This window comes from Actinomadura xylanilytica, assembly GCF_030283145.1.
GTDB lineage: Bacteria > Actinomycetota > Actinomycetes > Streptosporangiales > Streptosporangiaceae > Spirillospora > Spirillospora xylanilytica.
Genome location: NZ_JASNWE010000001.1, coordinates 1 through 26500 on the forward strand (window position 1 = coordinate 1; position 26500 = coordinate 26500).

At 72.7% G+C, this 26500-nt stretch carries 23 protein-coding genes; 10 read left to right on the top strand and 13 right to left on the bottom strand.

From position 1 onward, the window contains the following. Positions 1-1217 precede the first annotated feature (1217 nt). Together QP090_RS00005 and trxA are read right to left on the bottom strand one after the other, a co-directional pair. Positions 1218-2075, bottom strand: coding sequence for a putative RNA methyltransferase (locus tag QP090_RS00005; protein ID WP_285936302.1), 858 nt, complete (start codon positions 2073-2075; stop codon positions 1218-1220). Positions 2076-2159: 84 nt separating this feature from the next. Continuing rightward, the gene (gene trxA, locus QP090_RS00010; protein WP_285936303.1) at positions 2160-2513 is read right to left on the bottom strand and encodes a thioredoxin; all 354 of its coding nucleotides are present in this window, start codon (positions 2511-2513) and stop codon (positions 2160-2162) included. Between the two features lie 133 nt (positions 2514-2646). Between trxA and QP090_RS00015 the strand changes: the two genes are divergently transcribed. Then, positions 2647-3666: a sigma-70 family RNA polymerase sigma factor gene (locus tag QP090_RS00015; protein WP_285936304.1), complete on the top strand. Its 1020-nt coding sequence runs from the start codon at positions 2647-2649 to the stop codon at positions 3664-3666. 93 nt (positions 3667-3759) lie between these two features. Next, positions 3760-5109 carry a class II 3-deoxy-7-phosphoheptulonate synthase gene (locus QP090_RS00020; protein WP_285936305.1) on the top strand — a complete coding sequence of 450 codons (1350 nt, stop codon included), beginning with the start codon at positions 3760-3762 and terminating at the stop codon, positions 5107-5109. Positions 5110-5292: 183 nt separating this feature from the next. On the opposite strand, the gene QP090_RS00025 is transcribed toward QP090_RS00020, so the two are convergent. The 3 genes from QP090_RS00025 to QP090_RS00035 are packed head-to-tail and all read right to left on the bottom strand — an operon-like array spanning position 5293 to position 8357. Then, a complete protein-coding gene (locus tag QP090_RS00025; RefSeq protein ID WP_285936306.1) occupies positions 5293-5661 on the bottom strand; it encodes an ATP-binding protein in 369 nt (122 codons plus the stop codon). 49 nt (positions 5662-5710) lie between these two features. Next, positions 5711-6025 carry an STAS domain-containing protein gene (locus QP090_RS00030; protein WP_285936307.1) on the bottom strand — a complete coding sequence of 105 codons (315 nt, stop codon included), beginning with the start codon at positions 6023-6025 and terminating at the stop codon, positions 5711-5713. Between the two features lie 43 nt (positions 6026-6068). Further along, on the bottom strand, positions 6069-8357 hold the full coding sequence (locus tag QP090_RS00035) for a SpoIIE family protein phosphatase (RefSeq protein ID WP_285936308.1): 2289 nt from the start codon (positions 8355-8357) through the stop codon (positions 6069-6071). A gap of 401 nt (positions 8358-8758) precedes the next feature. Between QP090_RS00035 and QP090_RS00040 the strand changes: the two genes are divergently transcribed. Then, a complete protein-coding gene (locus QP090_RS00040) occupies positions 8759-13003 on the top strand; it encodes a HAMP domain-containing protein (RefSeq protein WP_285936309.1) in 4245 nt (1414 codons plus the stop codon). A 90-nt stretch (positions 13004-13093) separates the two neighbouring features. Next, positions 13094-13777, top strand: coding sequence for a response regulator (locus QP090_RS00045; protein ID WP_285936310.1), 684 nt, complete (start codon positions 13094-13096; stop codon positions 13775-13777). Between the two features lie 93 nt (positions 13778-13870). Here the strand turns inward: QP090_RS00045 and gltX are convergent, their stop codons facing one another. Both gltX and QP090_RS00055 read right to left on the bottom strand, forming a co-directional pair. Continuing rightward, positions 13871-15280, bottom strand: a complete 1410-nt coding sequence (gltX, locus tag QP090_RS00050) for a glutamate--tRNA ligase (protein ID WP_285936311.1) — start codon at positions 15278-15280, stop codon at positions 13871-13873. 26 nt (positions 15281-15306) lie between these two features. Then, positions 15307-15885 carry a TIGR03086 family metal-binding protein gene (locus QP090_RS00055; protein WP_285936312.1) on the bottom strand — a complete coding sequence of 193 codons (579 nt, stop codon included), beginning with the start codon at positions 15883-15885 and terminating at the stop codon, positions 15307-15309. 104 nt (positions 15886-15989) lie between these two features. On the opposite strand from QP090_RS00055, the gene QP090_RS00060 reads away from it, so the two are divergent. Next, entirely contained in the window at positions 15990-16829 is an 840-nt protein-coding gene (locus QP090_RS00060) for a helix-turn-helix domain-containing protein (RefSeq protein ID WP_285936313.1), read from the top strand. A gap of 80 nt (positions 16830-16909) precedes the next feature. Beyond that, complete coding sequence (locus QP090_RS00065) at positions 16910-17482, top strand: NUDIX hydrolase (protein ID WP_285938532.1); 573 nt, start codon at positions 16910-16912, stop codon at positions 17480-17482. A gap of 21 nt (positions 17483-17503) precedes the next feature. On the opposite strand, the gene QP090_RS00070 is transcribed toward QP090_RS00065, so the two are convergent. Beyond that, positions 17504-18265, bottom strand: a complete 762-nt coding sequence (locus QP090_RS00070) for an SDR family NAD(P)-dependent oxidoreductase (RefSeq protein ID WP_285936314.1) — start codon at positions 18263-18265, stop codon at positions 17504-17506. A gap of 197 nt (positions 18266-18462) precedes the next feature. Here QP090_RS00070 and QP090_RS00075 point away from each other — a divergent pair, with 197 nt between their 5' ends. Further along, the gene (locus QP090_RS00075; protein WP_285936315.1) at positions 18463-19095 is read left to right on the top strand and encodes an HNH endonuclease family protein; all 633 of its coding nucleotides are present in this window, start codon (positions 18463-18465) and stop codon (positions 19093-19095) included. 169 nt (positions 19096-19264) lie between these two features. Here QP090_RS00075 and QP090_RS00080 read toward each other — a convergent pair whose 3' ends face one another. Then, a complete protein-coding gene (locus QP090_RS00080; RefSeq protein WP_285936317.1) occupies positions 19265-19765 on the bottom strand; it encodes an HAD domain-containing protein in 501 nt (166 codons plus the stop codon). Between the two features lie 151 nt (positions 19766-19916). Between QP090_RS00080 and QP090_RS00085 the strand changes: the two genes are divergently transcribed. Further along, the gene (locus QP090_RS00085) at positions 19917-20744 is read left to right on the top strand and encodes a PIG-L family deacetylase (protein WP_285936318.1); all 828 of its coding nucleotides are present in this window, start codon (positions 19917-19919) and stop codon (positions 20742-20744) included. On the opposite strand, the gene QP090_RS00090 is transcribed toward QP090_RS00085, so the two are convergent. Then, positions 20713-21912 (bottom strand): ARPP-2 domain-containing protein, encoded by a 1200-nt coding sequence (locus QP090_RS00090; protein WP_285936319.1) that lies wholly within the window; start codon positions 21910-21912, stop codon positions 20713-20715. The two genes, QP090_RS00085 and QP090_RS00090, sit on opposite strands and share 32 nt — an antisense overlap. After that, complete coding sequence (locus QP090_RS00095; protein ID WP_285936320.1) at positions 21909-23345, bottom strand: hypothetical protein; 1437 nt, start codon at positions 23343-23345, stop codon at positions 21909-21911. The genes QP090_RS00090 and QP090_RS00095 overlap by 4 nt, the downstream gene beginning before the upstream one ends. A 283-nt stretch (positions 23346-23628) precedes the next feature. On the opposite strand from QP090_RS00095, the gene QP090_RS00100 reads away from it, so the two are divergent. Both QP090_RS00100 and QP090_RS00105 read left to right on the top strand, forming a co-directional pair. Then, a complete protein-coding gene (locus QP090_RS00100; protein WP_285936321.1) occupies positions 23629-24696 on the top strand; it encodes a phosphotransferase family protein in 1068 nt (355 codons plus the stop codon). Positions 24697-24752: 56 nt separating this feature from the next. After that, complete coding sequence (locus QP090_RS00105) at positions 24753-25274, top strand: GNAT family N-acetyltransferase (RefSeq protein WP_285936322.1); 522 nt, start codon at positions 24753-24755, stop codon at positions 25272-25274. A 3-nt stretch (positions 25275-25277) separates the two neighbouring features. On the opposite strand, the gene QP090_RS00110 is transcribed toward QP090_RS00105, so the two are convergent. Together QP090_RS00110 and QP090_RS00115 are read right to left on the bottom strand one after the other, a co-directional pair. Beyond that, positions 25278-26213, bottom strand: coding sequence for an oxygenase MpaB family protein (locus QP090_RS00110; protein WP_432763004.1), 936 nt, complete (start codon positions 26211-26213; stop codon positions 25278-25280). Between the two features lie 43 nt (positions 26214-26256). After that, complete coding sequence (locus QP090_RS00115; RefSeq protein ID WP_285936324.1) at positions 26257-26487, bottom strand: phosphopantetheine-binding protein; 231 nt, start codon at positions 26485-26487, stop codon at positions 26257-26259. Positions 26488-26500 lie beyond the last annotated feature (13 nt).

Genomic DNA, 26500 nt, shown 5'->3' on the forward strand with positions numbered 1-26500 from the left:
ATCCCTGCCACCAACCCGAAGGACAGTGGCACGGGGTGGTCCAGCCAACTAATGACCGAACCGATTAAGGCACTGGCTTTTAACACGCTGTTGAGTTCTCAAGAAACGGACACCCACCGCGCTCCACCCACTCTCGCGGGCCTCACTCCGGGGCAACCCTTCTAACTTACCAGGATCTTCCCGGCTGTCAAGTCCAGATCCGAAGATCTTTTTCGACGGTCAAGAATCACCCGATCCCCACACACCAACCACACAGACCGAAGCCTGCGACTCGATGTACCGGGGGCGCCCACCGGGCCGGCCACCTTGCGGCGTCCTGCATCCCGTTCCGGGCTGACCTTCTCATCGTACATCAGTCCGAGCGAGGCTCGAACCGATTTACCGAGCTGGTCTCCCCGGGGCCGTCCGCCTCTCGGCGTCCCGCATCCCTCGGGGCATTGAGAACATTAAATGCGCTCTCCGAAAGCGTCAAATCGGGGCTCGCGCGCTCCGAATTCCCTGTCCGTGTCCGCCGGCGCCCGGCGACGTTCACGCCGCGCCTGACACCAGGTCGGCCCAGTTCACGCGCTATATGGGCCAGGTCACCGCGCGGTACGGTTCGGTCGGCCTCGCCGAGAGGCGCCCCTTCCCGGGCGCCGGGGCTGGGGCCATCGGACCGTCCCGCGCTCCGGCTCGCCGCCGCGCAGCTCGGGCATGAGGCGGTCGTCCGGCATCTTCCCGACCCCGGCCGCCGGACGCTGCTCGCGACCGTCAGGCTGGCGGAACCTCACCGCGTGACGCGATCCAAGAGGCTCCCGTACGCGGCGACTTACGCGGTGACGCTGCGGCCGTATTCGGCGGCGGCACGGGCGTTCTCGACCTCGGTGGCGACAGGCCGGGCAGGGCAGAGCCCTCGGATGGCAGGACCCGGCCTTCCCTTCCTGAACGAACTCGGTGAGGCGGCACGGCTCGAAGGGGCGTCCTTGCGCCTTCTGCCGGGAGAGGGCGCGCAGCGCGCGGTGCTCACGACCGCTGGGGACTCCCGTTCCGACTGGCTCCGCGTGGGACAGGCGCTACAGCGCGTCCTGTTCGGCGGTACGGCCCGGTCTGTCTCGGTGGTGTTCCGCCGTCCGCCGTTCGGCCTCTCAGGCGCCGAGGACCTCGTGTCGCCCGGCGAGGTTCTCCAGGTGATGCTCGAACTGTCGCTGGACTCCCCCGCTCCCGCGCAGCCACCCGTACTAGTCGAGCCTGCGGAAAACCGATAGGACGAAGGACAGCGGCACCGGAAGCGGGTCCGGTAGTGACGCCAGCCGTTCCCGGAGCAGTTCGTCCGGGACGTGGTGCGCGCTGGGGCCCATGCCGACCAGCGTCGCGGTCTCCTCGTGTGTGAGGAGCGCTTCGCTCTCCAGCTCCTCGCGCGCGTCGAGCGTGAAGTAGCCGGCGACCGCCGCGTCGGTGCGCGCGGTCTTCTGCTCGTCCACCGACAGGATGCCGAGTGGCTCCACGAGCGAGCCGAGGTGACGCGGCGACGGCGTGACCGTGTAGAGGGCTCCCTGCGGATCGAGCACCCGATGGAACTCGGCCGCGTTGCGCGGGGCGAAGACGTTCACGATCGCGTCGGCCGCGCCGTCGCGGACCGGGAGTGGACGCCACAGGTCCGCGACCACTGCCCCGGCCCGGGGATGGGCACGCGCCGCTCTGCGCGCCGCGTGCTTGGAGATGTCGAGTGCCAGGCCGACCGCCGACGGCGCGCGGTCGAGGACCGCGCTCAGGTAGTGACCCGTGCCGGCACCCGCGTCCAGGACGCACGCCTTGCCGTCCAGCCGGGCGGACACGCGGTCGGCCAGCAGGTCGGTGGGCGCTGCGAAATGCCCGGCCCCGAGGAACCGGTCGCGGGCGCGCACCATCTCGGGGGTGTCGGCCGTGCCGGGACGGGCGTTGCCTGGCAGGAGGTTCGCGTACCCCTGCTTGGCGATGTCGAAGGTGTGCCCCTCGGCGCAGCGGAGCCCGCGTTCCTCCAACGCGAGGCCGGCACCGCACACCGGGCACACCAGGTAGTGGACGACGTCGGCGAGCATCGTTCCATCATCGACCATGGCGGGGCGGAACGCTGCCGAAGCCCCCGGACGGCCATCCGATGTACACACGCCGGCACCCGTGCCCGCGGCCGGGCGGGCCGGTCAGGACTCCAGGCGGCTGCGGACGTCCTCCATGTCGAGGCCCCGCACCTGCTCGATCACGTTCTCCAGCATGGTGTCGGGCAGCGCCCCCGGCTCGGCGAAGACGATGACGCCGTCGCGGATCGCCATCAGCGTGGGGATCGAGGCGATCCCGAACCGCTCCGACAGCGCCGGCTGGGCCTCGGTGTCGACCTTGGCGAAGACGATGTCGTCGTGCTTGGCCGCCGACTTCTCGAAGATCGGGGCGAATCGGCGGCACGGGCCGCACCAGGAGGCCCAGAAGTCCACCAGGACGATGCCCGTGCCCTGCGCGACCTGGTCGAAGTTCTCCGCGGTCAGTGTGACCGTCGCCATGTCATTTTCTCCTCGGTCGGGGTATCAGAACGGGTAGAGCCGCTGTCAGCGTCGCAGTATTCCCGAATCGGGAATCACAGAGCGGTAATTAGACGTTGTCCTCTTAGGGAGATCGCACCGGAGAAGGGTCAGGATGGCTGCAACCCGTATCAAGGGCGACAGGGTCGACGCCCCCGACAAGGACCTGGTCGGGGCGTACCTCGACCGGATCGGCCGTACGCCTCTGCTCGACGCGCACGAAGAGGTCGATCTGGCGAAGGCGATCGAGGGGGGCCTGTACGCCGAACAGCTGCTCGACGAGGGGACCGTGCCCAAGGGCGCGAGCCGCGAGGAGCTGGAGGACCTGGTCTCGGCGGGGCTGCGCGCCAAGCAGCGCTTCGTCGAGGCCAACCTGCGCCTCGTGGTCTCGATCGCCCGCAAGTACCCGACCGACTCGCTGCCCCTCATCGACCTCATTCAAGAAGGCAATCTGGGCCTGATGCGCGCGGTGGAGAAGTTCGACTACCGCCGCGGCTTCAAGTTCTCCACATACGCGACCTGGTGGATCCGGCAGGCCATCGGCCGGGGGCTGAGCCACACCGCCCGCACGATCCGGCTGCCGGTGCACGTGGAAGAGGAGCTGTCCCGGCTGCGCCGCGCCGAACGGCAGCTCAGCCGCGAGCTCGGCCGCGAGCCCAGCCGCGAGGAACTGGCCGGGTCGGTCGGCGCCGAGCCCGAGCACGTCGACGAGCTGCTGCGCTGGCGGCGCGACCCGGCGAGCCTGGACGCGACCGTCGACGACGCCGGGGAGACGCCGATGGGCGACCTGCTCCAGGACCCGGACGCGGTGACGCCCGAGGCCGAGGTGGTCGCCCTGGACGATCTGGAGGGCCTGTCCAGGCTGCTGGACCGGCTCCCCGAACGTGAGGCGGCGATCGTCCGGGCCCGGTTCGGCATGGACAACGGACAGCCGCTCTCGTACGCGCAGATCGGGGTCCGCTACAACCTGAGCCACAATCGGGTGCGGCAGATCACCGACCGATCGCTGCGGCGGCTCCGGCAGCTCGCTGGGGAGACCGACCTCGCCGGGCGCCGGGCGCTCGCGGGCGCACCGGCACCGGCCGCCGAGGAACGAGAGCGGGAGCGCGCCGCCGCCGGGAGCAGGGCGGCCTGAACGAGTGGAACCGGTCCGGACCGGACCGGACCGGTTCCCCCCATGTCACGCGGATAGTGCCGCACGGCGGAGCGTGTCATAGCCTTGTGGACTGTGAGTACATCGAACGTCACTGGGGAGCTCGACGCCTGGCGCGCCCTCCCCGCCCTTCAGCAACCCGACTGGGACGACCCCGCCGAGCTGCGCGCGGTCGTCGCGGAGCTCGCCGCGCAGCCCCCGCTGGTCTTCGCGGGCGAATGCGACCAGCTCAAGGACCGGCTCGCCGAGGTCGCCCTGGGTGAGGCGTTCGTCCTCCAGGGCGGCGACTGCGCGGAGACGTTCGCCGGTTCCACGGCCGACGCCGTCCGGAACAAGCTCAAGACCCTCCTCCAGATGGCGGTCGTGCTCACCTACGCCGCCAGCGTGCCGGTGGTGAAGATCGGGCGGATGGCGGGGCAGTTCGCCAAGCCCCGGTCCAAGCCGCTGGAGTCGCACGGCGGCCTGGAGCTGCCCGCCTACCGCGGCGACGCGGTCAACGGCCTCGACTTCACCGAGGCGTCCCGCCGGAACGATCCGAACCGGCTGCTCAAGGCCTACCACTGCTCGGCGGTCACGCTGAACCTGTGCCGGGCGTTCACCAAGGGCGGCTACGCCGACCTGCGGCAGGTGCACGCCTGGAACCGCGACTTCGTGGCGCAGAGCCCGGCGGGCCGCCGCTACGAGCAGGTGGCCGGGGAGATCGACCGGGCGCTGACCTTCATGAAGGCGTGCGGGGCCAATCCCGACGAGTTCCACGGGGTGGAGTTCTACTCCAGCCACGAGGCGCTGCTGCTGGACTACGAGCGGGCCCTGACCCGCATCGACAGCCTCAGCGGCAAACCGTACGACGTGTCGGCGCACTTCCTGTGGCTCGGCGAGCGCACCCGGCAGCTCGACGGCGCGCACGTGGAGTTCCTGCGGCACATCCGCAACCCGATCGGGGTGAAGCTCGGGCCGACGACCACCGCCGACGACGCGCTGGCGCTGATCGACCGGCTCAACCCCGAGCGCGAGCCCGGCCGGCTGACCTTCATCACCCGGATGGGCGCCGGGAGGATCCGCGACGTGCTGCCGCCGCTGATCGAGAAGGTGCACCGCAGCGGCGCCCCGGTGGCCTGGATCTGCGACCCGATGCACGGCAACACCTTCGAGGCCCCGAGCGGGCACAAGACGCGCCGGCTGGACGACGTGCTCGACGAGGTGGCCGGGTTCTTCGAGGTGCACCGGGCGCTCGGCACGCACCCGGGCGGCATCCACATCGAGTTCACCGGCGACGACGTCACCGAGTGCGTCGGCGGCGGCTCCCCGATCGTCGAGGACGACCTGCACCAGCGCTACGAGACGGCGTGCGACCCGCGGCTCAACCGCGGGCAGTCGCTCGACCTGGCCTTCATGGTGGCCGAGCTGTACCGCAAGACCCAGTGAGGCGGGAGCCGGTGCCGCTCGACGACCGGTGACGCTCCGGGACCAGTGACGAACGGGCCCGTGCCGCTCGCCCCCGCGCCGGGGAGAGCGACACGGGCCCGCACGTTCACCCGGAGACGGCACCGCCGGGCGCGGGTGCGCCGGGGCGTCGTCCCGGGAGACCAGCGTCCCGGGAGCGTGGGATCAGATGGTGACCTCGGCCCAGACGACCTTGCCACCAGTGACCGGGTCGGCGCCCCAGGAGGTGGCGAACCGGTCGACGATGAACAGCCCGCGGTGCGACTCGTCGAGCGGGCCGGGGACGGTGAGCCTGGGCAGCTGGGCGGCGCGGTCGCGGACCTCCACCCGGACCCGGCCCTGAGCGCGCAGCAGGCGCAGCTCGAGCGCGGTGCCCGCGTGCCGGACGGCGTTGGCGACGAGCTCGGCCACGATGGCGGTGACGAGCTCCTCGCGCTCCATCAGCGCCCAGGTGCGCATAGTGCGGGCGGCGAGCCTGCGGGCGTACTCGACCGCCTCGGTCTGCGGGGCCGCGCGCAGCGTGGTCTCGGTCATCGGGCCGGTCACTCCGCCCGCTCGCCGCACGCCGTCGGGTCGCCGCCCATCAGCTCACTCCTTCGGTGGGACCGCCGATGAGGAAACGGTCGAGCCCGGTGGTCCGCAGGACGTTCTCGACCCGGCCGTAGGCGCCGGTGACCGTCAGTGAGGCGTTCTGCGCCCGGGCGTGCTTGTAGGCCCGGACCAGGACGTTGAGACCGGAGGAGTCGCAGAAGTCGACCGCCGTGAGGTCGACGACCACGGACCGCTCGCCCGCGTCGACGAGCTCGGTCAACCGCGACCGCAGCTCGTCGGAGGAGTGCAGGTCGATCGAGCCGCGCGCGGCGATCGTCGCGCGGCCGTCCTGTCGTGTCGTGTGCAAGGCAAGCCCCACGCCACCCCACCTTACCGATTGTCGGTCTCCATCATGATGCCCGGAGAACTATGAGAGCAACGTCGTCGTTCGAGGGTTCGGGGCCGAAGTCGCGGACCGCGCGCTGGATCCGCGCGGCCACCGCTCCCGCGCTGAGCCCGGTGCAGCCGGCCAGCAGCCGTTCGAGGCCGTGCCCGTCGCCGAGGAGGCGGGTGCCGGAGCGGCGCTCGGTGACGCCGTCGGTCACGCACAGCAGCACCTCGCCCCGGCGGAGCTGGACGGTGTCGGTGTGGAAGTCGACGCCGTCGAACACGCCGAGCAGCGGCTGCGGGGTGGCGGCCTCGCGCACCCCGCCGTCGGGGTCGAGCAGCAGCGGCGGCGGATGGCCCGCGCTGGTCAGCCTGATCGTGACCCCGTCGCGGCGGGCCCGGGGCGTGATCTCGCCGTGCAGCAGGGTGAGCAGCCGGCCCCGCTCGCCCTCGCCGAGGATCAGCCGGTTGAGCCGGGTGAGGACGCCGGGGACGGACATGTCCTCGGCGGCCAGGATGCGCAGGGCGTGCCGGGCGAGGCCGGTGACGGCCGCGGCCTCCGGGCCGGTGCCGCACACGTCGCCGATGGCGAAGCGCCAGCGGGGCACGGGGGCCGGGGCGGCCCGGCCGGCGACGCTCTCGAAGACGTCGTAGAAGTCGCCGCCGACCTCGCTGCCCTCGCCGGCGGGCTCGTAGACCACCGCGACCTCGAGTCCCGGGATGTCGGGAATGGCGGGCGGCAGCAGGCTGCGCTGCAAAGCGCTGCTCATCGCGGTCTGGGCGGAGAACAACCGGGCGTTGTCGACGGCGAGGGCGGCGCGGCGGCTCAGCTCCTCGGCGAGTTCGACCGCGCTGCGCGGGAACCGGTCGCCGGCGGGGCGGCCGATGACGATCGCGCCGATCCGGCGGCCCCGGGCGATGAGCGGGAACGCGTACGCCTGGTCGTTGGCGGTGGGACCGGCCGCGGCCCGGTACTGCACGGGCGCGGTGGCGGGGCCGTTCCAGGGGCCGGGGGCGTCGGTGGGCGGGGTGGCCTCGGCGTGGTCGAGCAGGTCGCGGAGCCCGTCGGCGAGGGTCTCGTCGGCGTGCCACACGTAGGCGAGCCGGACGGCGTCGGCGTCGGTGACGGTGTAGACGGCGCACCAGGACGCCAGCCGGGGGACGACGAGCTGCGCGACCAGGGCCATCGTGCGCTCCTGGTCAAGGGTGCCGGCGAGCAGGTCGCTGGCCTCGGCGACGAAGCTGAGCCAGCCCCGCCAGGACCGTTCCAGCTCACCCACCCTGGCCTTCTCCAGAGAGAGCGACATCTCGTCGGCCAGCCGGCCGAGCCGGGCGCCGTCGGCCTCGTCGAAGCGGCCGGGGGCGGCGGCCACCGCGACGACCAGTCCGGTGAGGCGGCCCTGGGACTCCAGCGGGGCGGCGGCCAGCGACCTGGCGCGCAGGGCGGCGGCGAGCGGGTCGGAGGTGTCGGTGGAGACCCACGGCGAGCCGGCCCGGGCGTGCGGGCCGAGGCTGACCACCGACAGCTCGCCGAGCGGGACCTCCTCGGGCAGCCCGGCCGAGGCGCCCATGATCAGCCGGCCGTCGCGCTCGGTCAGCAGGACGGCCGCGCCGTCGGCGCCGAGGACCTCGCGGACGGCGGTGACGGCGTCCTCCATGGACTCGCGGGCCACCGGGGAGCGCAGCAGCTTGTCGCCCGCCGCCGGCACCTCGGCGGGGGCCTCGCCGCCCGTCCGGGCGTCGCCGCCGCCGAGCCGCCCCTCGGCGGCCGTACGGGAGGCGGTGCGGGGCTCGGCCGCCGCGCGCGGGCCGAGGATCCGTTCGGCGGTGCGGGTGGTCCCGTCGGCACCCGCGGGCGCCCCGGCCTGGGCGCCGCCGACGGGGCGCTCAGGCGTCCCGGCCGTGCCGGAGGCCTGGGCTGCGGTGCCGTTGGCTGCGGCGGGGCGGGGCAGTCGGAACCACACGCCCTTGGTGCGGTTGTCGTAGGAGACGCCCCAGGACGCGGCGAGGCGCGCGATGGAGGGCAGGCCGCGCCCGCTGGAGGCGGTCACGCCGGGCATCTCGATGGTGCGGGTGGGGTGCCGGTCCCGGACCTCGATCTGGATCTCGCCGTCGCCCAGGTGGCAGGTGACCTCGAAGGAGGTGCCTGCGTAGGCGACGGCGTTGGTGGCCAGCTCGCTGGTGGCCAGGATGGCGTCGTCGGCGGCATCGTCGGCGTTCCAGTCCGCGAGCACCCGCCGGACGAAGCGGCGCGCGTCCGCCACCGCGGCGGCGGTGGACGGGAAGGTGGCCGACACCGTCTGCCGATCCAACTGTCGTCCCTCATTCGAAAGCGTCGTTTACCAGGGCCCGGCTATCGTGGCAGACCGGTCGACCGCTCGGCCAGGAGAAACCGGACCGCGCCGCCACATGGAGGCGCATGTCACCGTGGCCGGACCGGTCCGGGCGGGCTGCCGGGCCCTCCCGCCGATGGCCTCGGGCCGCCTCCCCGGGGGGAAGGCACCCTCCGGGGCCGGATATCGGCGGGTCCGCCACCACAACACGACAGACCGTAACACGAAGGCTACAAGCGCAGGACCCTGCCCCTTGCCCGTTACGTCCCGTGCACGGTCGGGGCCGGGGCTCCAGGGCAACGTAGAGTACTGATGCAGCCCTACCAAGGTGTCCGTGGATTCCGGGTACCCACTCATCGCGGGCCAGGAGGATGAACAGAATGCCCCGTACCGCGTCTCGGTCCCGCCGCATCGGCGGCGGGTCCCGCGACACCGCTCCGCGCTACAGCGACGCCGACCTCGAACCACTGCTCAAGGCGCTCGTGGCGGTGCGGGACGGCAAGGCCCGCGCGGAGCTGAAGGTTCCCGGCGAGGGCGCCGTGGCGGAGGCCGCCGCGCTCCTGGAGGAGATCCGGGAGAACGGCGAGCAGCTGACCTCCGGGCTGAGCCGGGTCCGCCGCGAGATCGGCCGGGAGGGCCAGCTCCGGGGCAGGCTGACGCCGGGGGTGCTCCAGGGCACCTGGGCGGCGGCCGCGGAGGACGCCAACGCGATCATCGACAAGCTGACCGAGCTGGCCACCGGGATGGCGCAGGTGGTGGAGGCGGTCGCGGCCGGCGACCTGAGCCAGCGGGTCGAGCTGCGGGTCCGCGGCCGACCGATGCGCGGCGAGCTGCTGCGGATGGCCAAGTCGGTCAACGGGATGGTGGAGCTGCTCGACGGGTTCACCTGGGAGGTCACCCAGTTCGCCCGGGAGGTCGGCACCGAGGGCCGGCTCGGCGGGCAGGCCACCCAGCGCGGCATGACCGGCCGGTGGCGGGACGTGACGGCCGCGGTGAACGTGATGGCCAGCCGGCTGACCGCGCAGGTCCGCGACATCGCCGAGGTCACCACGTCGGTCGCCAAGGGCGACCTGACCCGCAAGGTGACGGTGGAGGCGACCGGTGAACTCCAGGAGCTCAAGCTCACCGTGAACACGATGGTCGACCAGCTCTCGGCGTTCGCCGACGAGGTCACCCGGGTCGCCCGCGAGGTCGGCACCGAGGGGCAGCTGGGCGGCCAGGCCAACGTGCGGGGCGTCAGCGGGGTCTGGAAGGACCTCACCGACAACGTCAACGCGATGGCCAACAACCTGACCTACCAGGTCCGCAACATCGCCCAGGTCACCACCGCCGTCGCGGAGGGCGACCTCGGCAAGAAGATCACGGTGGACGCGCAGGGCGAGATCCTCCAGCTCAAGGACACCGTGAACCAGATGGTCGACACCCTGTCGGCCTTTGCCGACGAGGTCAGCCGGGTCGCCCGCGAGGTCGGCACCGAGGGACGCCTCGGCGGGCAGGCCCGCGTCCCGGGCGGCGCCGGGGTGTGGAAGGACCTGACCGACAACGTCAACGGGATGGCGTCCAACCTGACCTACCAGGTCCGCAACATCGCCCAGGTCACCACCGCGGTGGCGCAGGGCGACCTGACCAAGAAGATCACGGTCAACGCGCAGGGCGAGATCCTCCAGCTCAAGGACACCGTGAACCAGATGGTCGACACCCTGTCGGCCTTCGCGGGCGAGGTGACCCGGGTCGCCCGCGAGGTCGGCACCGAGGGACGCCTCGGCGGCCAGACGAAGCTGCACGGGGTGAGCGGGGTCTGGAAGGACCTCACCGACAACGTCAACGGCATGGCCAACAACCTCACCGTCCAGGTCCGCGGGATCGCGCAGGTCACGACCGCCGTCGCGCAGGGCGACCTGACCAAGAAGATCGCCGTCGACGCGCAGGGCGAGATCCTCCAGCTCAAGGACACCATCAACACGATGGTCGACACCCTGTCGGCCTTCGCCGATGAAGTCAGCCGGGTCGCCCGCGAGGTCGGCACCGAGGGACGCCTCGGCGGCCAGGCCCGCGTCCCGGGCGCTGGCGGGATGTGGAAGGACCTCACCGACAACGTCAACGGGATGGCGTCCAACCTGACCTACCAGGTCCGCAACATCGCCCAGGTCGCGACGGCGGTGGCGCACGGCGACCTGACCCGGCGCATCGACGTCAACGCACAGGGCGAGATCCTGGAGCTGAAGACCACGCTGAACACGATGGTCGACACGCTGTCGTCGTTCGCCTCCGAGGTCACCCGCGTCGCCCGGGAGGTCGGCAGCGAGGGCCGGCTCGGCGGGCAGGCCGAGGTCGAGGGCGTGTCGGGCACCTGGAAGCGGCTGACCGAGAGCGTGAACGAGCTGGCCGGCAACCTGACCACCCAGGTGCGGGCGATCGGCGAGGTGGCGAGCGCGGTCGCCACCGGCGACCTGACCCGGTTCATCTCGGTCGAGGCGCGCGGCGAGGTCGCCGAGCTCAAGGACAACGTCAACCTGATGGTCGCCACGCTGCGCGAGACCACCCGCGCCAACGACGAGCAGGACTGGCTCAAGACCAACCTGGCCCGGATCGGCGGGCTCATGCAGGGCCATCGCGACCTGCTCCAGGTGGCCGAGCTGATCATGCGGGAGCTGACCCCGACGGCCAGCGCCCAGTACGGCGCGTTCTACCTCGCCGAGAACACCGGCGAGGAGACCGAGCTGGTCCTGATCTCCGGGTACGGCAGCCGCAAGAGCCGCACCGGCGCGGCGCGGTTCGCGCTGGGCGAGGGGCTGGTCGGGCAGGCCGCGCAGGAGCGCCGGACGATTCTGATCGCCGACGCGCCCGCCGACTACGTCAAGATCGGTTCGGGGCTCGGCGAGGCGGCCCCGGTCAACATCATCGTGCTGCCGATCGTGTTCGAGGACAGCGTGCTCGGCGCGATCGAGCTGGCCTCGTTCAGCCGGTTCACCGACGTCCATCTGGCGTTCTTCAGCCAGCTGATCGAGACCATCGGGGTCACGCTCAACGCGATCCGCGCCAACACCCGCACCGAGGCGCTGCTGGCCGAGTCGCAGCGGCTGGCCCAGGAGCTCCAGGAACGGTCCGACGAGCTCCAGCGCCAGCAGGGCGAGCTGCGGCACTCCAACACCGAGTTGGAGGAGAAGGCGGCGCTGCTGGCCCAGCAGAACCGGGCCATCGAGATCCAGAACTTCCAGATCGAGCAGGCGCGGCGCACGCTGGAGGAGCGGGCCGAGCAGCTCGCGATCTCCTCGCGGTACAAGTCGGAGTTCCTGGCGAACATGTCGCACGAGCTGCGCACCCCGCTCAACAGCCTGCTGGTGCTGGCCAAGCTGCTGTCGGAGAACCCCGGCGGGAACCTGACCGACAAGCAGGTCGAGTTCGCGCAGACCATCCACGACTCGGGCACCGACCTGCTGGAGCTGATCAACGACATCCTGGACCTGGCCAAGGTCGAGGCCGGGAAGATGGAGCTGCACCCGCAGCGGCTGTCGGTCGCGGCGCTGGTCGACTACGTCGAGGCGACGTTCCGCCCGCTGTCGGTCGACAAGGGGCTGAGCTTCAGCGTGGAGGTGGCGCCGGACGTGCCGGCCACGCTCAACACCGACGAGCAGCGGCTTCAGCAGGTGCTGCGCAACCTGCTGTCGAACGCGGTGAAGTTCACCGGCGAGGGCGAGGTGCGGCTCCGGATCGAGCGGGCCGGTGAGATCGACTTCACCCTGCCGGTGCTGTGGAACACCCCGGACGTGATCGCCTTCCGGGTGATCGACACCGGTATCGGGGTGAGCGCCGACAAGCTCCAGGTCATCTTCGAGGCGTTCCAGCAGGCCGACGGCACCACCAGCCGCCGCTACGGCGGGACCGGCCTCGGCCTGTCCATCAGCCGCAACATCGCGCGGCTGCTGGGCGGCGAGATCCACGCCGAGAGCGAGCCCGGCCGGGGCAGCGTGTTCACGCTGTTCCTGCCCGCCCAGTACACCGAGCCGGACGGACGGCGGCGCTCGACGCTGCCGATGGACGAGGCCGTCGGCGCCGCGGACGCGCCCGGCCTCATGCCGGCCGGGATGCGTGGCATCGCCCCGAGCACGGCGCGGCCGTCGATGGAGGCGGCGCTGCCGGCCGACCGGCAGGCCAAGCCCGCCGACCGTCCGGGCAAGGCCGAGCCGGAGCTGAACGGGCTGATCGAAGAGCCGCCCGCCGACTTCCTCGACACGATGCTGTCGGGCCGCAAGGTGCTCATCGTCGACGACGACGTCCGCAACGTGTTCGCGCTGACCAGCGTGCTGGAGGGGTACGGGATGGAGGTGCTGTACGCCGAGGACGGCCGGGCCGGTATCGACGTGCTGCACCGCAACCCCGACGTGGCGCTGGTGCTAATGGACGTGATGATGCCGGGGCTGGACGGCTACGCGACCACCGCGGCGATCCGCGAGATGCCGCAGTTCGCCGAGCTGCCGATCATCGTGATCACGGCGAAGGTGATGAAGGGCGACCGGGAGAAGAGCCTGGAGTCCGGCGCGTCGGACTACGTCCCCAAGCCCATCGACGTGGACCATCTTCTTGACGTCATGCGGAACTGGCTGCAACCCTCCATCGTCCGCTGAGACGGGAGGAGCGCGGACAGTAAGGTCACCCGTGGGCCCGCTGCCCGGCGATGGCCTGCGGGCCGTATTGGGATCGGAGAGATAGCGCGCGTGGACGACAAGGCGAAGATCCTGCTGGTGGATGATCGCGATGAGAACCTCATCGCGCTGGAGGCCATCCTCAGCTCGCTCGATCAGGACCTGGTCCGGGCCCGCTCGGGCGAGGAGGCGCTGAAGGCGCTGCTCACCGACGAGTACGCGGTCATCCTGCTGGACGTCGTCATGCCCGGGATGGACGGCTTCGAGACCGCCCGCGACATCAAGCGCCGCAAGAAGACCCGCGATCTGCCGATCATCTTCCTCACGGCCGTCAACAGCGATCCCGACTACGCCTTCCGCGGCTACGCGGCGGGCGCGGTCGACTTCATCTCCAAGCCCTTCGACCCGTGGGTGCTGCGCGCCAAGGTGTCGGTGTTCGTGGAGCTGCACAACAAGAACAAGCAGCTGCGCGACCAGACGACGCTGCTGCGCGAGCAGGCGGCCCTGCTCCGCGAGCAGGCGGCGCTGTTGCAGTCGCGGGACGGCGACGGCCCGTCCGGCGGGAGGGGCGGGGCGAGCGGTGTCCGGCCGGGCGAGGCCCCCGAGGTCCTCACCCGGCTGGCGGCGGTGCAGGAGCAGGCCGACACGGTGGCCAAGCGGATCCCGCCCGCGCTCCGGCCCGAATACGACGAGCTGGAGCAGCGGCTCGGCGACCTGCGCTCGGTGCTCGGCCCTTCAGAGGACCCGGGGCTCTGACGGCCCGGGACGCCGCCCCGCGGCGTCCGTGACCCGGCCCGGGGGCGAGGCGGTCGTGATGGCCACCCCCGCCCCGGGTCCGGGGCGGTCGCGTCAGGACGCGGCGAGCTTCGCGCGGGCGGCGGCGAGGCGGGCCAGGGTGCGCTCGCGGCCGAGGATCTCCAGGGACTCGAACAGCGGCAGGCCCACCGTGCGGCCGGTGACGGCGACGCGGACCGGGGCCTGGGTCTTGCCGAGCTTGAGGCCGCGCGCGGTACCGACGGCCTCGAGCCGGTCCTTGAGCTCGTCGGCGCGCCACGGCGCGTCGCGATAGGCGTCCTCGGCGGCGGCGAGGATCTCGGCGGCGGGCTCCTTCATCGCCTTCCGCCAGGACTGCTCGTCGTAGGGCGGCTCGTCGAGGAAGGCGAAGTCGACCATCGGCACGATCTCCGACAGCACCGCGACGCGGGTCTGCGCCAGCGGGGCGAGCAGGGCGAACACCTCCGGGTCGGCCTCGAACGGGGCGTCCTCCAGGAAGGGCAGGCACTCGGCGGCGAACCGGTCGGCGGGCAGCGCCCGGATGTAGTCGCCGTTGATCGCGCGGAGCTTCTTGACGTCGAAGAACGCGGGCGAGGTGTTGACGTCGTCGATCCGGAACTCCCCGACGATGACGTCCCACGGGAGGATCTCGCGGTCGTCGGCGGGGGCCCAGCCGAGCAGCATCAGGTAGTTGCGCATGGCCTCGGGGAGGTAGCCCTCGGCCCGGTAGTCCTCCAAGGCGACCTTGTCGCGCCGCTTGGACAGCTTCTGCCGCTTCTCGTTGACGATGACCGGGACGTGCGCCCACACCGGCGGCTCGGCGCCGAGCGCCTCCCACAGCAGCTGCTGCTTGGGCGCGTTGGACAGGTGCTCCTCGCCGCGGACCACGTGGGTGATGCCCTGGCTGATGTCGTCGACCGCGTTGGCGAGCAGGAACGTCACCGATCCGTCGGCGCGGGCGATGACGAAGTCCTCCAGCACGGCGTTCTCGAAGACCGGCTTGCCGCGCAGCAGGTCGACGACGGTGGTCTGGCCCTCGTCGGGGGTGCGGAAGCGCAGGGCGCGGCCCGGCCCCGGCTCCAGGCCGCGGTCGCGGCAGAAGCCGTCGTAGCCCTTGTGCTGGTCGCCGGTGCGGGCCATGACGGCGTCGCGGGTGCAGTCGCAGTAGTACGCGCGCCCCTGCTCGAGGAGCGTGCGGGCCGCGCCCTGGTGCTTGTCGGCGTTGGCCGACTGGAAGTAGGGGCCCTCGTAGGCGCCGCCGTCCATGCCGAGCCAGGCCAGCGCCCGGATGATGCCCTCGGTCCACTCCGGGCTGTTGCGGGAGGCGTCGGTGTCCTCGATCCGCAGGACCAGCGTGCCCCCCGCCTGCTCGGCCATCGCCCAGTTGAACAGGGCCGAGCGGGCCCCTCCGACGTGGAACATGCCGGTCGGGGACGGTGCGAAGCGCACCCGGATGGGAAGAGAGGATGACGGCGTGGAAGACATGCTCCCAGCCTAGAGCGTCCGGCAGGTCAGGGCTTCCAATCTGGGTCGCGGCCGGACAGCCCGAGCAGCCGGTCGAGCTGCGGGGACTCCTCGGGGACGGGCACCTCGGGGCCGAACACGGCGTACTCGCGGGCCATCGCGGCCGTCGGCACGAGCTGCCGGTGGGCGGCTTCCACGAGGTCGGCGGGCAGGTCCGGGTGCTGGCCGGTCGCGACGGCGAGGTCCCAGCCGTGCAGGACGAACTCGCCGAAGACGATCCCGCCGATGTAGGCGGCGGACATGCCGCCGCCGCCTCCGCTCAGGCTGGTGTCGCCCTCCCAGGCGGCGGGGTCGGTCCACGCCTCGGCGGTCTCGCGCGCCTGGACGGCGAACCTCTCGGCCCAGCCGGGCTCGGCGGTGAAGTCGTGGTCCTCCCCAGGCGCGGGCGGCGGCTGCTTGCGGGCGGCGGTCCCGGCCCGTCCGGTCCAGAGGATCAGATGGTTGAGCAGTGCCCGCACGTCCCAGTCCGGGCAGGGCGTGGGCGAGCCGAGCCGGCCGTCCGGGACGCCCCGCACGATCCGGGCCACCCCGTCGGCCGCGGGCACCATCAGGCTCCGCAGTTCCATGACATCCCCCTCGATCATCAGTTCGAACGACGGCCCCACGGTAGGCACCGGTCCCCGCCGCCGTCTTGAACAAACGCGCCAGTCCTGATCATTACCCTGGGGGCATGACCGGTATCCCGCCGAACGGCGCGCGGGGGATCCTGCACGCGCGGGCCGCCGAGGAGCGCTTCCAGGTCCGCCGGATCGCACCGCCTGCGGGGCTGGCGGCGCTCGTGGAGTTCTTCTGGCTGCTGCGGTGGGACCTGCGCGGCCGGCCCGCGCACCGCCAGCGGGTGCTGACCCGGCCGTCGGTGCACCTGACCTTCACGAGCTACCTGACCACCGGCGCGACCCGCGCGCGGATCGTGGGCGTGGTGCGGGACGACTTCGTGGAGGAGATCGCCGGGGAGGGCCGGGTGGTCGGAGCGGCGTTCCGCCCCGGCGGGTTCCGCCCCTTCCTGGACGGGCCGGTCTCGTCGGTCACCGGCCGGTTCGTCCCGGTGCCGGAGGTGTTCGGCGGGGCGGGCCGCGCGCTCGGCGAGAAGATCTTCGCGACGCCGGACGGCGGCGCGGCGCTCGGGCTGTTGGAGGCGTTCCTGTCCGGGCTGGGCGCCGAGGCCGGCCCGCAGGGGGAACGGGCCGCGCGGGCGGTGGACCGGATCGCGGCGCGGCCGGGGCCGGTCCAGGTGGGCGAGCTGGCGGACGGCCTCGGCATGAGCACGCGCAGCGTGCAGCGGCTCTTCCACGAGTACGTGGGCATCGGCCCGAAGTGGGTGATCCGGCGGTTCCGGATGCAGGAGGCCGCGGAGCGGGCCGCCGCGGGCGGCGGCGTGGACTGGGCGGCGCTCGCGGCCGAGCTGGGCTACGCCGACCAGGCCCATTTCACCCGCGACTTCACCGCGTCCGTCGGCACCTCCCCCGCCCGCTACGCGCGGGACGCCGGGCCGCGTCCGGGGGGTGCCTGAGAGGATCGGCGCATGACCGCCCCCTCGTCCCGGCCCCCCTGACCGATCTCGCCGCGTTCCGGGACTCGGCCGCCCGGCGGCTGGGCGCGTTCCGGCACACCTCCGTCGCCGACGCGGCCGGGCTGCGCCGGGCCGGTGTGGCCGTGTGCGTGCTCGACCACGGCGGCGTCCCCTCGGTGGTCGTCATCAAGCGCGCCTACCGGGGGCGGAACGCGGGCCAGTGGGGCCTGCCGGGCGGCCGGGCCGAGGAGGGCGAGGCCCCGGAGGAGGCCGCGCTGCGCGAGCTGGACGAGGAGGTCGGGCTGGCCGCGGGGACGGCCGACGTGCTCGGCCGGCTCGACGACTTCCCGGCCGCGTCCGGCTTCGCGATCACGCCGGTGGTGGTGGTCCTCGACGATCCGGGGCCGCTGCGGCCCAGCCCGGACGAGGTGCACTCAGTGCACCACGTGACGCTGGAGCTGCTGGCCGCCGACGGCACGCCGCGGTGGGTCCCGCAGCTGGACGGGGGGCGGCTGCTCCAGATGCGGCTCGGCCCGGAGTGGCTCGTGCACCCGCCTACGGGCGCGATGCTGTGGCAGTTCCGCGAGGTGGTGCTGCTCGGCCGCGAGGCGCGGGTCGCCGACTTCGTCCAGCCCGACTGGACGCGCAACTGAGGCGGGTCCGGGAGCGGCCGGTCAGAACGTCCCGCCGTCGACGACAACGCGCTGGCCGGTGACGTAGGAGGCGGCGCCGGAGACCAGGAACCGCACGACGTCGGCGACCTCCTCGGGCGAGCACACGTGCCCGTACGGTGAGGTGGCGTCGTGCTGCCGGATGTCGTCGACGCCGGTGGTGGCGCGAGCCAGGCGGCGGCCCATCTCGGTGTCGACGAGGCCGGGCGCGACGATGTTGACGTGCGCCCCGTTCGCCCGTTCCTCCTTGGCGAGGGTCCGCGCGAGCGCCTCCATCGCCGCCTTGCCCATCGCGTACGGGCCGCTGAACGGCGGGAAGACGTCGGTGATCACGCTGGAGACGAAGACGATGTCGCTGCGGCCCTCGCGGCGCAGCAGGGGCAGCAGCGCCTGGGTGAGCTGGTGGGGGCCGAGGGCGTGCACGCCGAGCACCCTCGCCGGCTCGGCGGGGTCGGTGTCGGCGACGGAGTGACCGCGGCTGGCGATCCCGGCGCTGTGCACCAGGATGCCGAGGGCGCCGAGGTCCTCCTCCACGCGGGCGGCCAGGCTCCGGCAGTCGTCGAGGGAGTCGACGGACGCGCGGAACGCGTGCCCCTTGGACCCGGCGGCCTCGATGCCGGCGACGGTCTCGGCCGCCGCCGCCTCGTCGCGCCGGTAGGCGATGGCGACCTCGGCCCCGTCGGCGGCGAGGCCGAGGGCGATGGCCCGGCCGATCCCCCGTCCGCCTCCGGTGACCAGCGCGACACGGCCGGCGAGAGAACTCATCGGACACTCCTTCGTCAGGGCCACTGCGGCGGTCCCCATCCTGCCGGTGGGCGGCGCCCGGCGTAAGTGGCCCCCGGCTCGCCGGGCGGGCGCGTGAACGTCACCCGATCGTGATCTGCGCTTACCAAATAGACATATCGCCTTTATCCAACTATTTCAGACTGGCGGCTCGTGCTCCCGAGCGAAAAGGAGTTCCCGTGAAGCGCACGGGGATCATCGCCACCGCTCTCACCGCCGCCGCCCTCTCCTCCACCGCGCTGCTCGCGCCCCCCGCCCTCGCCGATCCGCCCGCCCCGCCCAGCGCGTCCGTGGCCGCCCAGCACCTCGCCGGGCTCACCGTCGCGGCCGAGGGCTCCATGACGGGCTACACGCGGGAGAAGTTCCCGCACTGGATCACCATCTCCGGCACCTGCAACACCCGCGAAACCGTCCTCAAGCGGGACGGCAGCGGCGTCCAGGCGGGCGACGACTGCGCCCCCACCTCGGGCACCTGGACCAGCCCCTACGACGGCGGCACCTGGACCCAGGCGTCCGACCTCGACATCGACCACATGGTCCCGCTGGCCGAGGCGTGGCGGTCCGGCGCGAGCGGATGGACCACCGCGCAGCGGCAGGCGTTCGCCAACGACCTGAACAGCTCGCAGCTCTGGGCCGTCACCGACAACGTCAACCAGTCCAAGAGCGACAAGGACCCCGCTCTGTGGACGCCGCCCCTGGCGTCGTTCCGCTGCATGTACGCCCGGTCGTGGATCGACGTGAAGTACCAGTACGACCTGACCGTCGACTCGGCTGAGAAGCAGGCGCTTTCCGGGTTGCTCGACTCCTGCTGAGCACCCGCGCCCTCCCGGCGGGTCCCGGCCGATCCCCTCCCATCGGCCAGGGCCCGTCGGGCCCCTCCACCCGCCGCGCCTCCCGCGCACGCGGGGACTGTCAGTCGGCCACGCCCACCAGATGGGTGCGCAGCCTCCCCAGCGACGGCGGACCGGAGGCAGGGAGGGATCAGCCGGAGAGGCGGGCGAGCCACTCGGCGGCGCGTTCGATGTGGCCCTCGTCGAGGCCGGTCGCGGGGTCCACCCAGACCAGGAGGTGCTCGCCGGAGTCCGGTTCGGCGGCGACGGAGCCGGCGGCGTCGGGCTCGTCCTCGAACCAGGCGAAGGGCCGCCCTTCGGCCCAGGCCACCACGTGCCGCGCCTTCCAGGCGCCGAGGGTGCCGCCGTCCGCGGGGCCCGGGAACCACGGGATCGGCACGAACGGCAGCTCGGGCAGCCCGACCAGCGGCGCGATCCACTGGTTGGCCTCCTCGCACCAGTAGCTGGCCCAGGTGAGCTCGGCGCCGGTGGACTCGGCCAGATCGAGCAGCATCCGGCCGTGCCCGGCGTTCAGCCAGAGGCGGTAGGAGACGCCGCGGGGCGAGCATCGATGCCGGCGGAAGCCGCGATGCGGCCGTTCCAGCGGATTGAGCACGCCGTCAACGTCGAGGAGAATCACCGGCGACCCCATACCGGGACCGTACGTCATCATCGCCGCGCGGTGCGGCCTCTCCGGACACGAGCTTCATCGCGCCCGGTCAGCGGGGCGGCCACAGTCGGCCCCGGGCGGCGGCCCGCCGCTCTGGCCCGGCCGTGCCGCCCGGGACCGTAGGCTGGGTGGAATGGAGCCCGAACTCACCCTGATGGCGGTCCACGCCCACCCCGACGACGAGGTCCTCGGCACCGGCGGCCTGCTCGCGCGCTGCGCCGCGGAGGGCATCCGCACCGTGCTGGTCACCTGCACCAACGGGGACGCCGGCGACGATTCCGGCGGGCTCAAGCCCGGCGACGCGGGGCACGATGCCCCCGAGGTGGCCCGGCGCCGGCTCGCCGAGTTGGAGGAGTCCGCCCGGCTGCTCGGCATCGACCACGTGGAGGTGCTCGGCTACCGCGACTCGGGCATGGTGGGGTGGGCGACCAACGACGACCCCGCGGCCTTCTCCAACATCGCGGCCGGGGAGTCCGCCGGGCGGCTGGCCGAGCTGATGGAGCGGTACCGGCCGCAGGTCGTCGTCACCTATGACGAGAACGGCGGATACGGGCACCCCGACCACATCCAGGCGCACCGGATCGCGGTCGCCGCGGCCGAGAGCACCGGCATCCCCGACAAGCTCTACTACACCGCGATGCCGCGCAGCGGCATCAAGCAGATGCTCGACTACGCGGCCTCGGCCGGCCTCGACCTCGGCTTCGAGCCGGACGACGACTTCGGCACCCCCGACGAACTCGTCCACGGCGTCGTCGACGTGTCCGCCCACTTCGACAGCAAGCGCAAGGCGCTGGAGGCGCACGCGAGCCAGGGCGACAACATCTTCCTGCTGCGCCTGCCCGAGGAGGTCCAGCGGCTGGTGTTCGGCACCGAGGCGTTCACCCGCGTCTTCAGCCGAGTGGCCGTCCCCGACCACGAGGACGACCTGTTCACCGGCCTGCGTGCGGCCGCGTCGGGGTGACCCGCTTGGGCCGCTGGACGGTGCGGCCCCTGCGCGCATCCGCGCGGTAGCGGTTCAGGACGTCCTTGCGCAGGAGGTAGCCGAAGCCGGCGCGCTCCAGGCGCAGGCCGAGGCCGGTCGCGTCGGTGCCGAGGGCGGCGGCGGTGTCGGCGATGTTCCAGCCGTGCGCGGCGAGCCGGCTGAGCAGGTAGCCGCGCTTGACCTGGCTGTCCGACAGGCGGAACGTCTTCAGGTAGGCGACGCCGCCGCCCTCGCCGGTAATGACCTCTCCGATGTGGTTCTCGCGGCGCAGCGCGAACGATGGCAGGAACCGCGAGAGGACGAAATCGTCGATGTACTGGACGTGCTTGTACGAGCCTTCCCTGTCGAACAGCCGCCCCGCCATGACGTCGTCGTGGAACTCCGCCCATTCCCGCTGCCGCAGGGCCGCCTGGGCGCGCAGGTCCGCCAGTGAGCGCACCGACGTGTCGTCGATCCTGGCGGCCATGTCCTGCACGTGCAGGCCGAGCAGCCCGTACTGGTAGATCTGCTCGCCGTACAGGTCCTCGATCAGCGTGGCGTGCAGGGCCCGGTAGTCGTCGGGGTGCGGGACGGCGAACGCGCCGGCCAGGGCGTCGAGGACGTAGACCAGCACACCGCACTGGCCCGGCAGAATCTCGAAGACGCGCAGGGCGTCCTCCAGACCCTGCACCCGGGCGCCGGTGTAGGCCCTCTCGGCGCGCGGCGAGAGGCCGTGCGAGAGCGCGGAGCGCGACCACTCCTCCCAGGCGATCTCGGGACCTCCGAAGTGGAGCGCGAGGTAGCCCTCGACGGCCAGGTGCTGCGGCAGGAACCGCAGCCGGTCCTTGGCCACGCGGCGGGCCATGCGGCGGGTCTTCTGCACCGGCACGCGGGACGGCGGCCTGCGGAGGTCCTTGTCGAGCAGCCGGGTGCCGTAGGAGGCGGCCGGGTCCTCGCCGTCGACGTAGGTCGCGACGAACGCGTGCGGGATGAAGGAGGTGTAGGACGTGCCGTCGCCCACGTCGACGACCGGGGAGCCCTCTGCGTAGGCGCGGCGGTGCAGGCGCAGGTGCGGGACGGGCTCGTCGCGGACGAGCGGCACGAGCCGGACCGAGCCCCAGGTCTGCGCGGGACCGGTGTCCAGCCCCTCCAGGGTGAACGGGATCATGCCGGCTCCCCCAGGAAGCGGGCCGCCTGCTCGTCGAAGTAGCCGCGCAGGTCGTCCAGCCCGACGCGGCCCTCGGCGAAGCGGGCCAGCTCGACCAGCGCGGGCAGGTCCTCGGCGTCGCGGACGCCCGCGGTGGGCACCGACGGCGCGAGGCGGCGCACGTCGTAGCCGCTCGCGTCGTACACCGGGTTGAGGTGGGTGATCGCCACGCGGCCCTCCGGGTCGAGCCGGGAGCGCCAGATCCGCAGCACGTCGGCGGCGAGGCCGGGCGGCGCGTTGTCCCAGCCGTCTGAGACGACGATCAGACGCTCGGGCGCGGTGTCGAGCGCGTCGAGGAGGCGCATACCGAGCGGGGTCGGGCCGTGCGGGAACAGCAGCAGCGCGTCGGTGCGGCCCGACAGCCACAGCGGCCTGTACGCGCCGGGCGCGGCGAGCGCCTCCAGCAGGTAGTGGCCGGCCAGCGCGACGGCGAGGGGACGGTGCCGCTTCTGCGCGGAGCCGGAGGTGGAGTGGCTGTCGTCGAGCACGGCGGTGACCCGGCCCCACGTCCCGGCGCGGTGGCCGGCGACGCGGCGCGCGGCGGACCGGAGCGCCCCGGTCAGCTCGGTGCGGCGCTTCGAGCGGTCGTCCAGCGTGAGCGACAGGACGTAGGAGGCGAGCCGGGTCGGGCCCATCGCGGCCAGGTCGGTGTTCCGGCGGATCGCGCTGGTCTCGCCCACCTGGGCGTTCTCCTGGAGGCGGAACCGCTCGAGCCGCGTCATGCGGGGCTCGATGCGCTCCAGGAAGCGCTCGCGGGGGATGCCGTACTTGGCGGCGAAGCCCTCGGCGACGGTGAACGGCAGCTCGTACAGGGCGGCCTGCTCGTAGTGGGCGCGGCGCCACGTCTCGAAGAGCGGGGTGCTGAACCGCTTGACCGACTGCGGGGCGAACAGGAACCGTGCGAGCTCGCCGTCCAGCGGCAGGTGCGCGTGCCGGGCGGCCGACTTCACCCCGGCGCGGTACTTCACCGCGTCGAACGCCGGGTCGCGGCGGCCGGCCAGCCAGTCGCGGATGATCGCGCGGGTGCGGCGGTTGTTGACCCCGGCGCGGCGCAGCGCGCCGAACAGGTGGTACACGCGGTGCTGGGGCAGCAGCTCCAGCCGGCGCGCGATGAGGCGGCCCTCTCGGCGGCGGGACTCCACGTCCACGTCGCCGGCGTGCACCAGCAGGTTGAAGACGATCAGCATCGCGTTGGTGTCGTTGACGTTCAGCGCGAGCGCTCCCGCGTACAGGTCGCGGTAGTTCTCCCGCATGTACGCGTGCAGGAAGCTCAGCGAGAGCTGCTGCTCCCTCGCATCGTGGTGGAACTCGCGCTGGCCGGTGGAGGTGATCGCCGCGTTGACGAACATCAGTGCGTCCTCGCAGGCGATCAGGCCCGCGATGGTCTCGCTCATGGCATCCCGCGATCGGCGACGGTGGTCGGGGGCCGGCCGGGGAATGGGGGCGCGAACGGCGAACAGACGCGATCGAAGCGGGTTGCGGAAGTCGCACCGGAGTCCCGCGGCCGGCTCCCGAACCGTAGCACCACCGGATGTGGGTCTTCCGCCTATTTACGGACGGTACGTGGCGGGGTGCCGGTCGGCGCGGATCCCGGTGTCGTGCGAGTCCGGAGCCTGACTGCATGCGCGTGCGGCATTGTTGCTCTCCGGAACGACCGTGCGCCTGAAAGGGGTCGCCGTGGAGCAGCCTGAGCAGATCGACCCGGAGCTCGTGGACTTCGCCGTCCTGGACGGCTGGATGGACGCGGAGGGGCTGCCGGGCGGGCCCTTCGAGAACGCCGCGCACCTGTCCGGCGGCACGCAGAACGTGCTGATCCGCTTCAGCCGCGGGGGCCGTGACTACGTGCTGCGGCGCGGCCCCCGGCATCTGCGGGCCAGGACCAACGAGGTGCTCCGCCGCGAGGCGCGGGTGCTGGCGGCGCTCGACGGCACCGGCGTGCCCGCGCCCAGGATCATCGCCGCCTGCCCGGACGAGCGGGTCATGGGCGGCGCGGTGTTCTACCTGATGACGCCGGTGGAGGGCTTCAACGCCTCGGTGTCCCTGCCCGAGCGGCACACCCGCGACGCGGCGGTGCGGCACGCGATGGGCCTGAACGCGGCGCGCGCGCTGTCGGCGCTCGGGGCGGTCGACCACGAGGCCGTGGGCCTGGCCGGGTTCGGCAAGCCCGAGGGGTTCCTGGAGCGGCAGGTCGGCCGCTGGACGTCCGAGCTGGAGTCCTACCGCGAGCTGGCGGGCTATCCCGGGCCCGACATCCCCGGCCTTGGCCGGGTCGCGCGGTGGCTGGAGGCCGGGCGGCCCGCGACCTGGCGTCCCGGGGTCATGCACGGCGACTACCACCTGGCCAACCTGATGTACTCCCACGGCGGGCCCGGCGTCGCGGCGATCGTCGACTGGGAGATGTGCACGATCGGCGACCCGCTGCTCGACCTCGGCTGGCTGCTGGCCACCTGGCCGGGCGACGACGACGAGAGCGCGGCGCTCGCCGGGCCGCTCGGCGACGCGGGCGGGCTCCCCGGGCCGGACGAGCTGGTCGCCGCGTACGCCGAGCGGGCGGACGCGACGGCGGGCCGCGACCTGTCGGCCATCACCTGGTACGCGGTGCTCGCCTGCTTCAAGCTCGGCATCGTGCTGGAGGGCACGCACGCGCGCGCGTGCGCGGGGAAGGCCCCGAAGGAGACCGGCGACCTGCTGCACTCCATCACCTTGGGCCTGTTCCGCCGCGCGGAGGCGTTCATCGCCGCCTGAGCCGGTGTCTCCGGGACTCGCGGGATATGCCAGTATTCCGGGCAGTGGAGGTGGGCATGGAGATCATCCGAGGCGGTGCCGCGGACGCGCCGCTGATCCTGGCGATGCTGGACGGTGCCGTTGCGTGGCTCGTGCGGAACGGGCGTCCCGGCCAGTGGGGCTCCGAGCCCTGGTCGGCGGACCCCAAGCGGGTGGAGCGCATCACCGCCATCGCGCGCGACGAGGACGTCTGGGTCGCGCGGGTGGACGGCCGTCCGGCGGGCGTGATGGCGACCGGTCCGGCGCCGCCGCACTACGTCTCGGCCGCGGACGAGCCCGAGCTGTACATCGGCCTGCTGGTGACCGACCGCGAGTTCGCCGGCCACGGCGTCGGCTCGGCGCTCATCGCCCACGCCCTCGACGAGGCGCGGCGCCTGGGCGTCGGCCTGGTGCGGGTCGACTGCTATGGGGGCGACGACGGCCGCCTGGTCGGGTACTACCGGGGCAACGGCTTCGACCCGGTCCGGACGTTCAACGTCGGTGAATGGCCCGGGCAGCTGCTCTCGCAGCGCGTCGACTCGCCTCCCGCGTCCGCCTAGCACCTAGGCGGACGCACGGGTGGCGGGAGCCCCGGCGTCGTCCGGCTCGGCGCGGACGCGCAGCAGGTTGCGGCGCGACGGGATGCCGCACTCCTCCAGCCGGGTGTGCAGGTCGGCCATCAGCTCGCGGGTCTCCGGCTTGAACGCGCGTGCCCGCAGCTTCGACGGGACGGCGATGACGCCGAGCCGGGCGAGCCTGAGGCCGACGCCGACCAGCGGGCCGGCGCCGGGGAACTCGGGCAGCGCCCGGTAGTGGTCGCGGGCCCAGCGCGGCAGCGCGTAGTAGGCGAGCGCGCCGACCGGGAACCACAGCGCCTTGAGCGGCGCGAGGAACCGCAGCTTGTGCGGCACCCTCGGCCACAGCAGGAAGCGCACGGTCGCGCGGGACTCGGGGATCACCCGCAGGTCCAGGTCGGTCCGGGCCGCCGCGAAGTAGGCGTCCATCTCGGCGACGCCGCCCGGGACCTCTTCGGCGTGCAGGCCGACGTAGGTGGCGGTGTGCCGCTGCTCGTCGTAGTAGCGGTCCTTCTCGGCGCGGGTGAGCTTGAGGCCGCCGCGCTCGATCACCTCCAGGTAGGAGGACACCTCGGCGCAGTGCACCCACAGCAGCAGCTCGGGGTCGTCGACCCGGTGGGTGCGGCCGGTGTCGGGGTCCTCGATCCGCAGCCGCTTGTGCACGCCGCGGACGCGGGCGCCGAGCCCGGCCGCCTGCTCCGGCGTGCCGACGGTGGTGACGGCGACGAAGTTGGCGGTGTTGAAGAGCCGTTCGAGGGGTTCCCGGAGGAAGTCGGAGTTCTGCCAGACCCCGCGCATCGTGGTCGGCTGCAACGCCTGCAACATGAGCGCCCGCACCCCGGCGATCATCATCAGCGGGTCGAGCACCACCCGCCAGGACACGGTCTCGGGGCCGTGCACGATCAGTCTCCGCGTGTTCACCATAGTAAGCACAGGCTTACCCCATCCGGGCCGTCCGGTCCAGTGGTCAGCGGCCTCCCCCCGAGAGCAGGGCGTGCCAGCCGGCGAGGGTGGGCGTCTCGGCCAGCTCGGCGAAGCCGATCTCGGCGCCGCGGTCCCGCCACCGCTCGATCAGCATCATCACCCGGATCGAGTCGAGCCCGGCGTCGATCAGGTCGTCCTCGAAGCCGAGCTCGGCCGGGTCCAGGTCCAGCAGTCCGGCCACGTCGGAGCGCAGCTCGTCGCGCGTCTGGTGCATGGTCTTCCTCTCC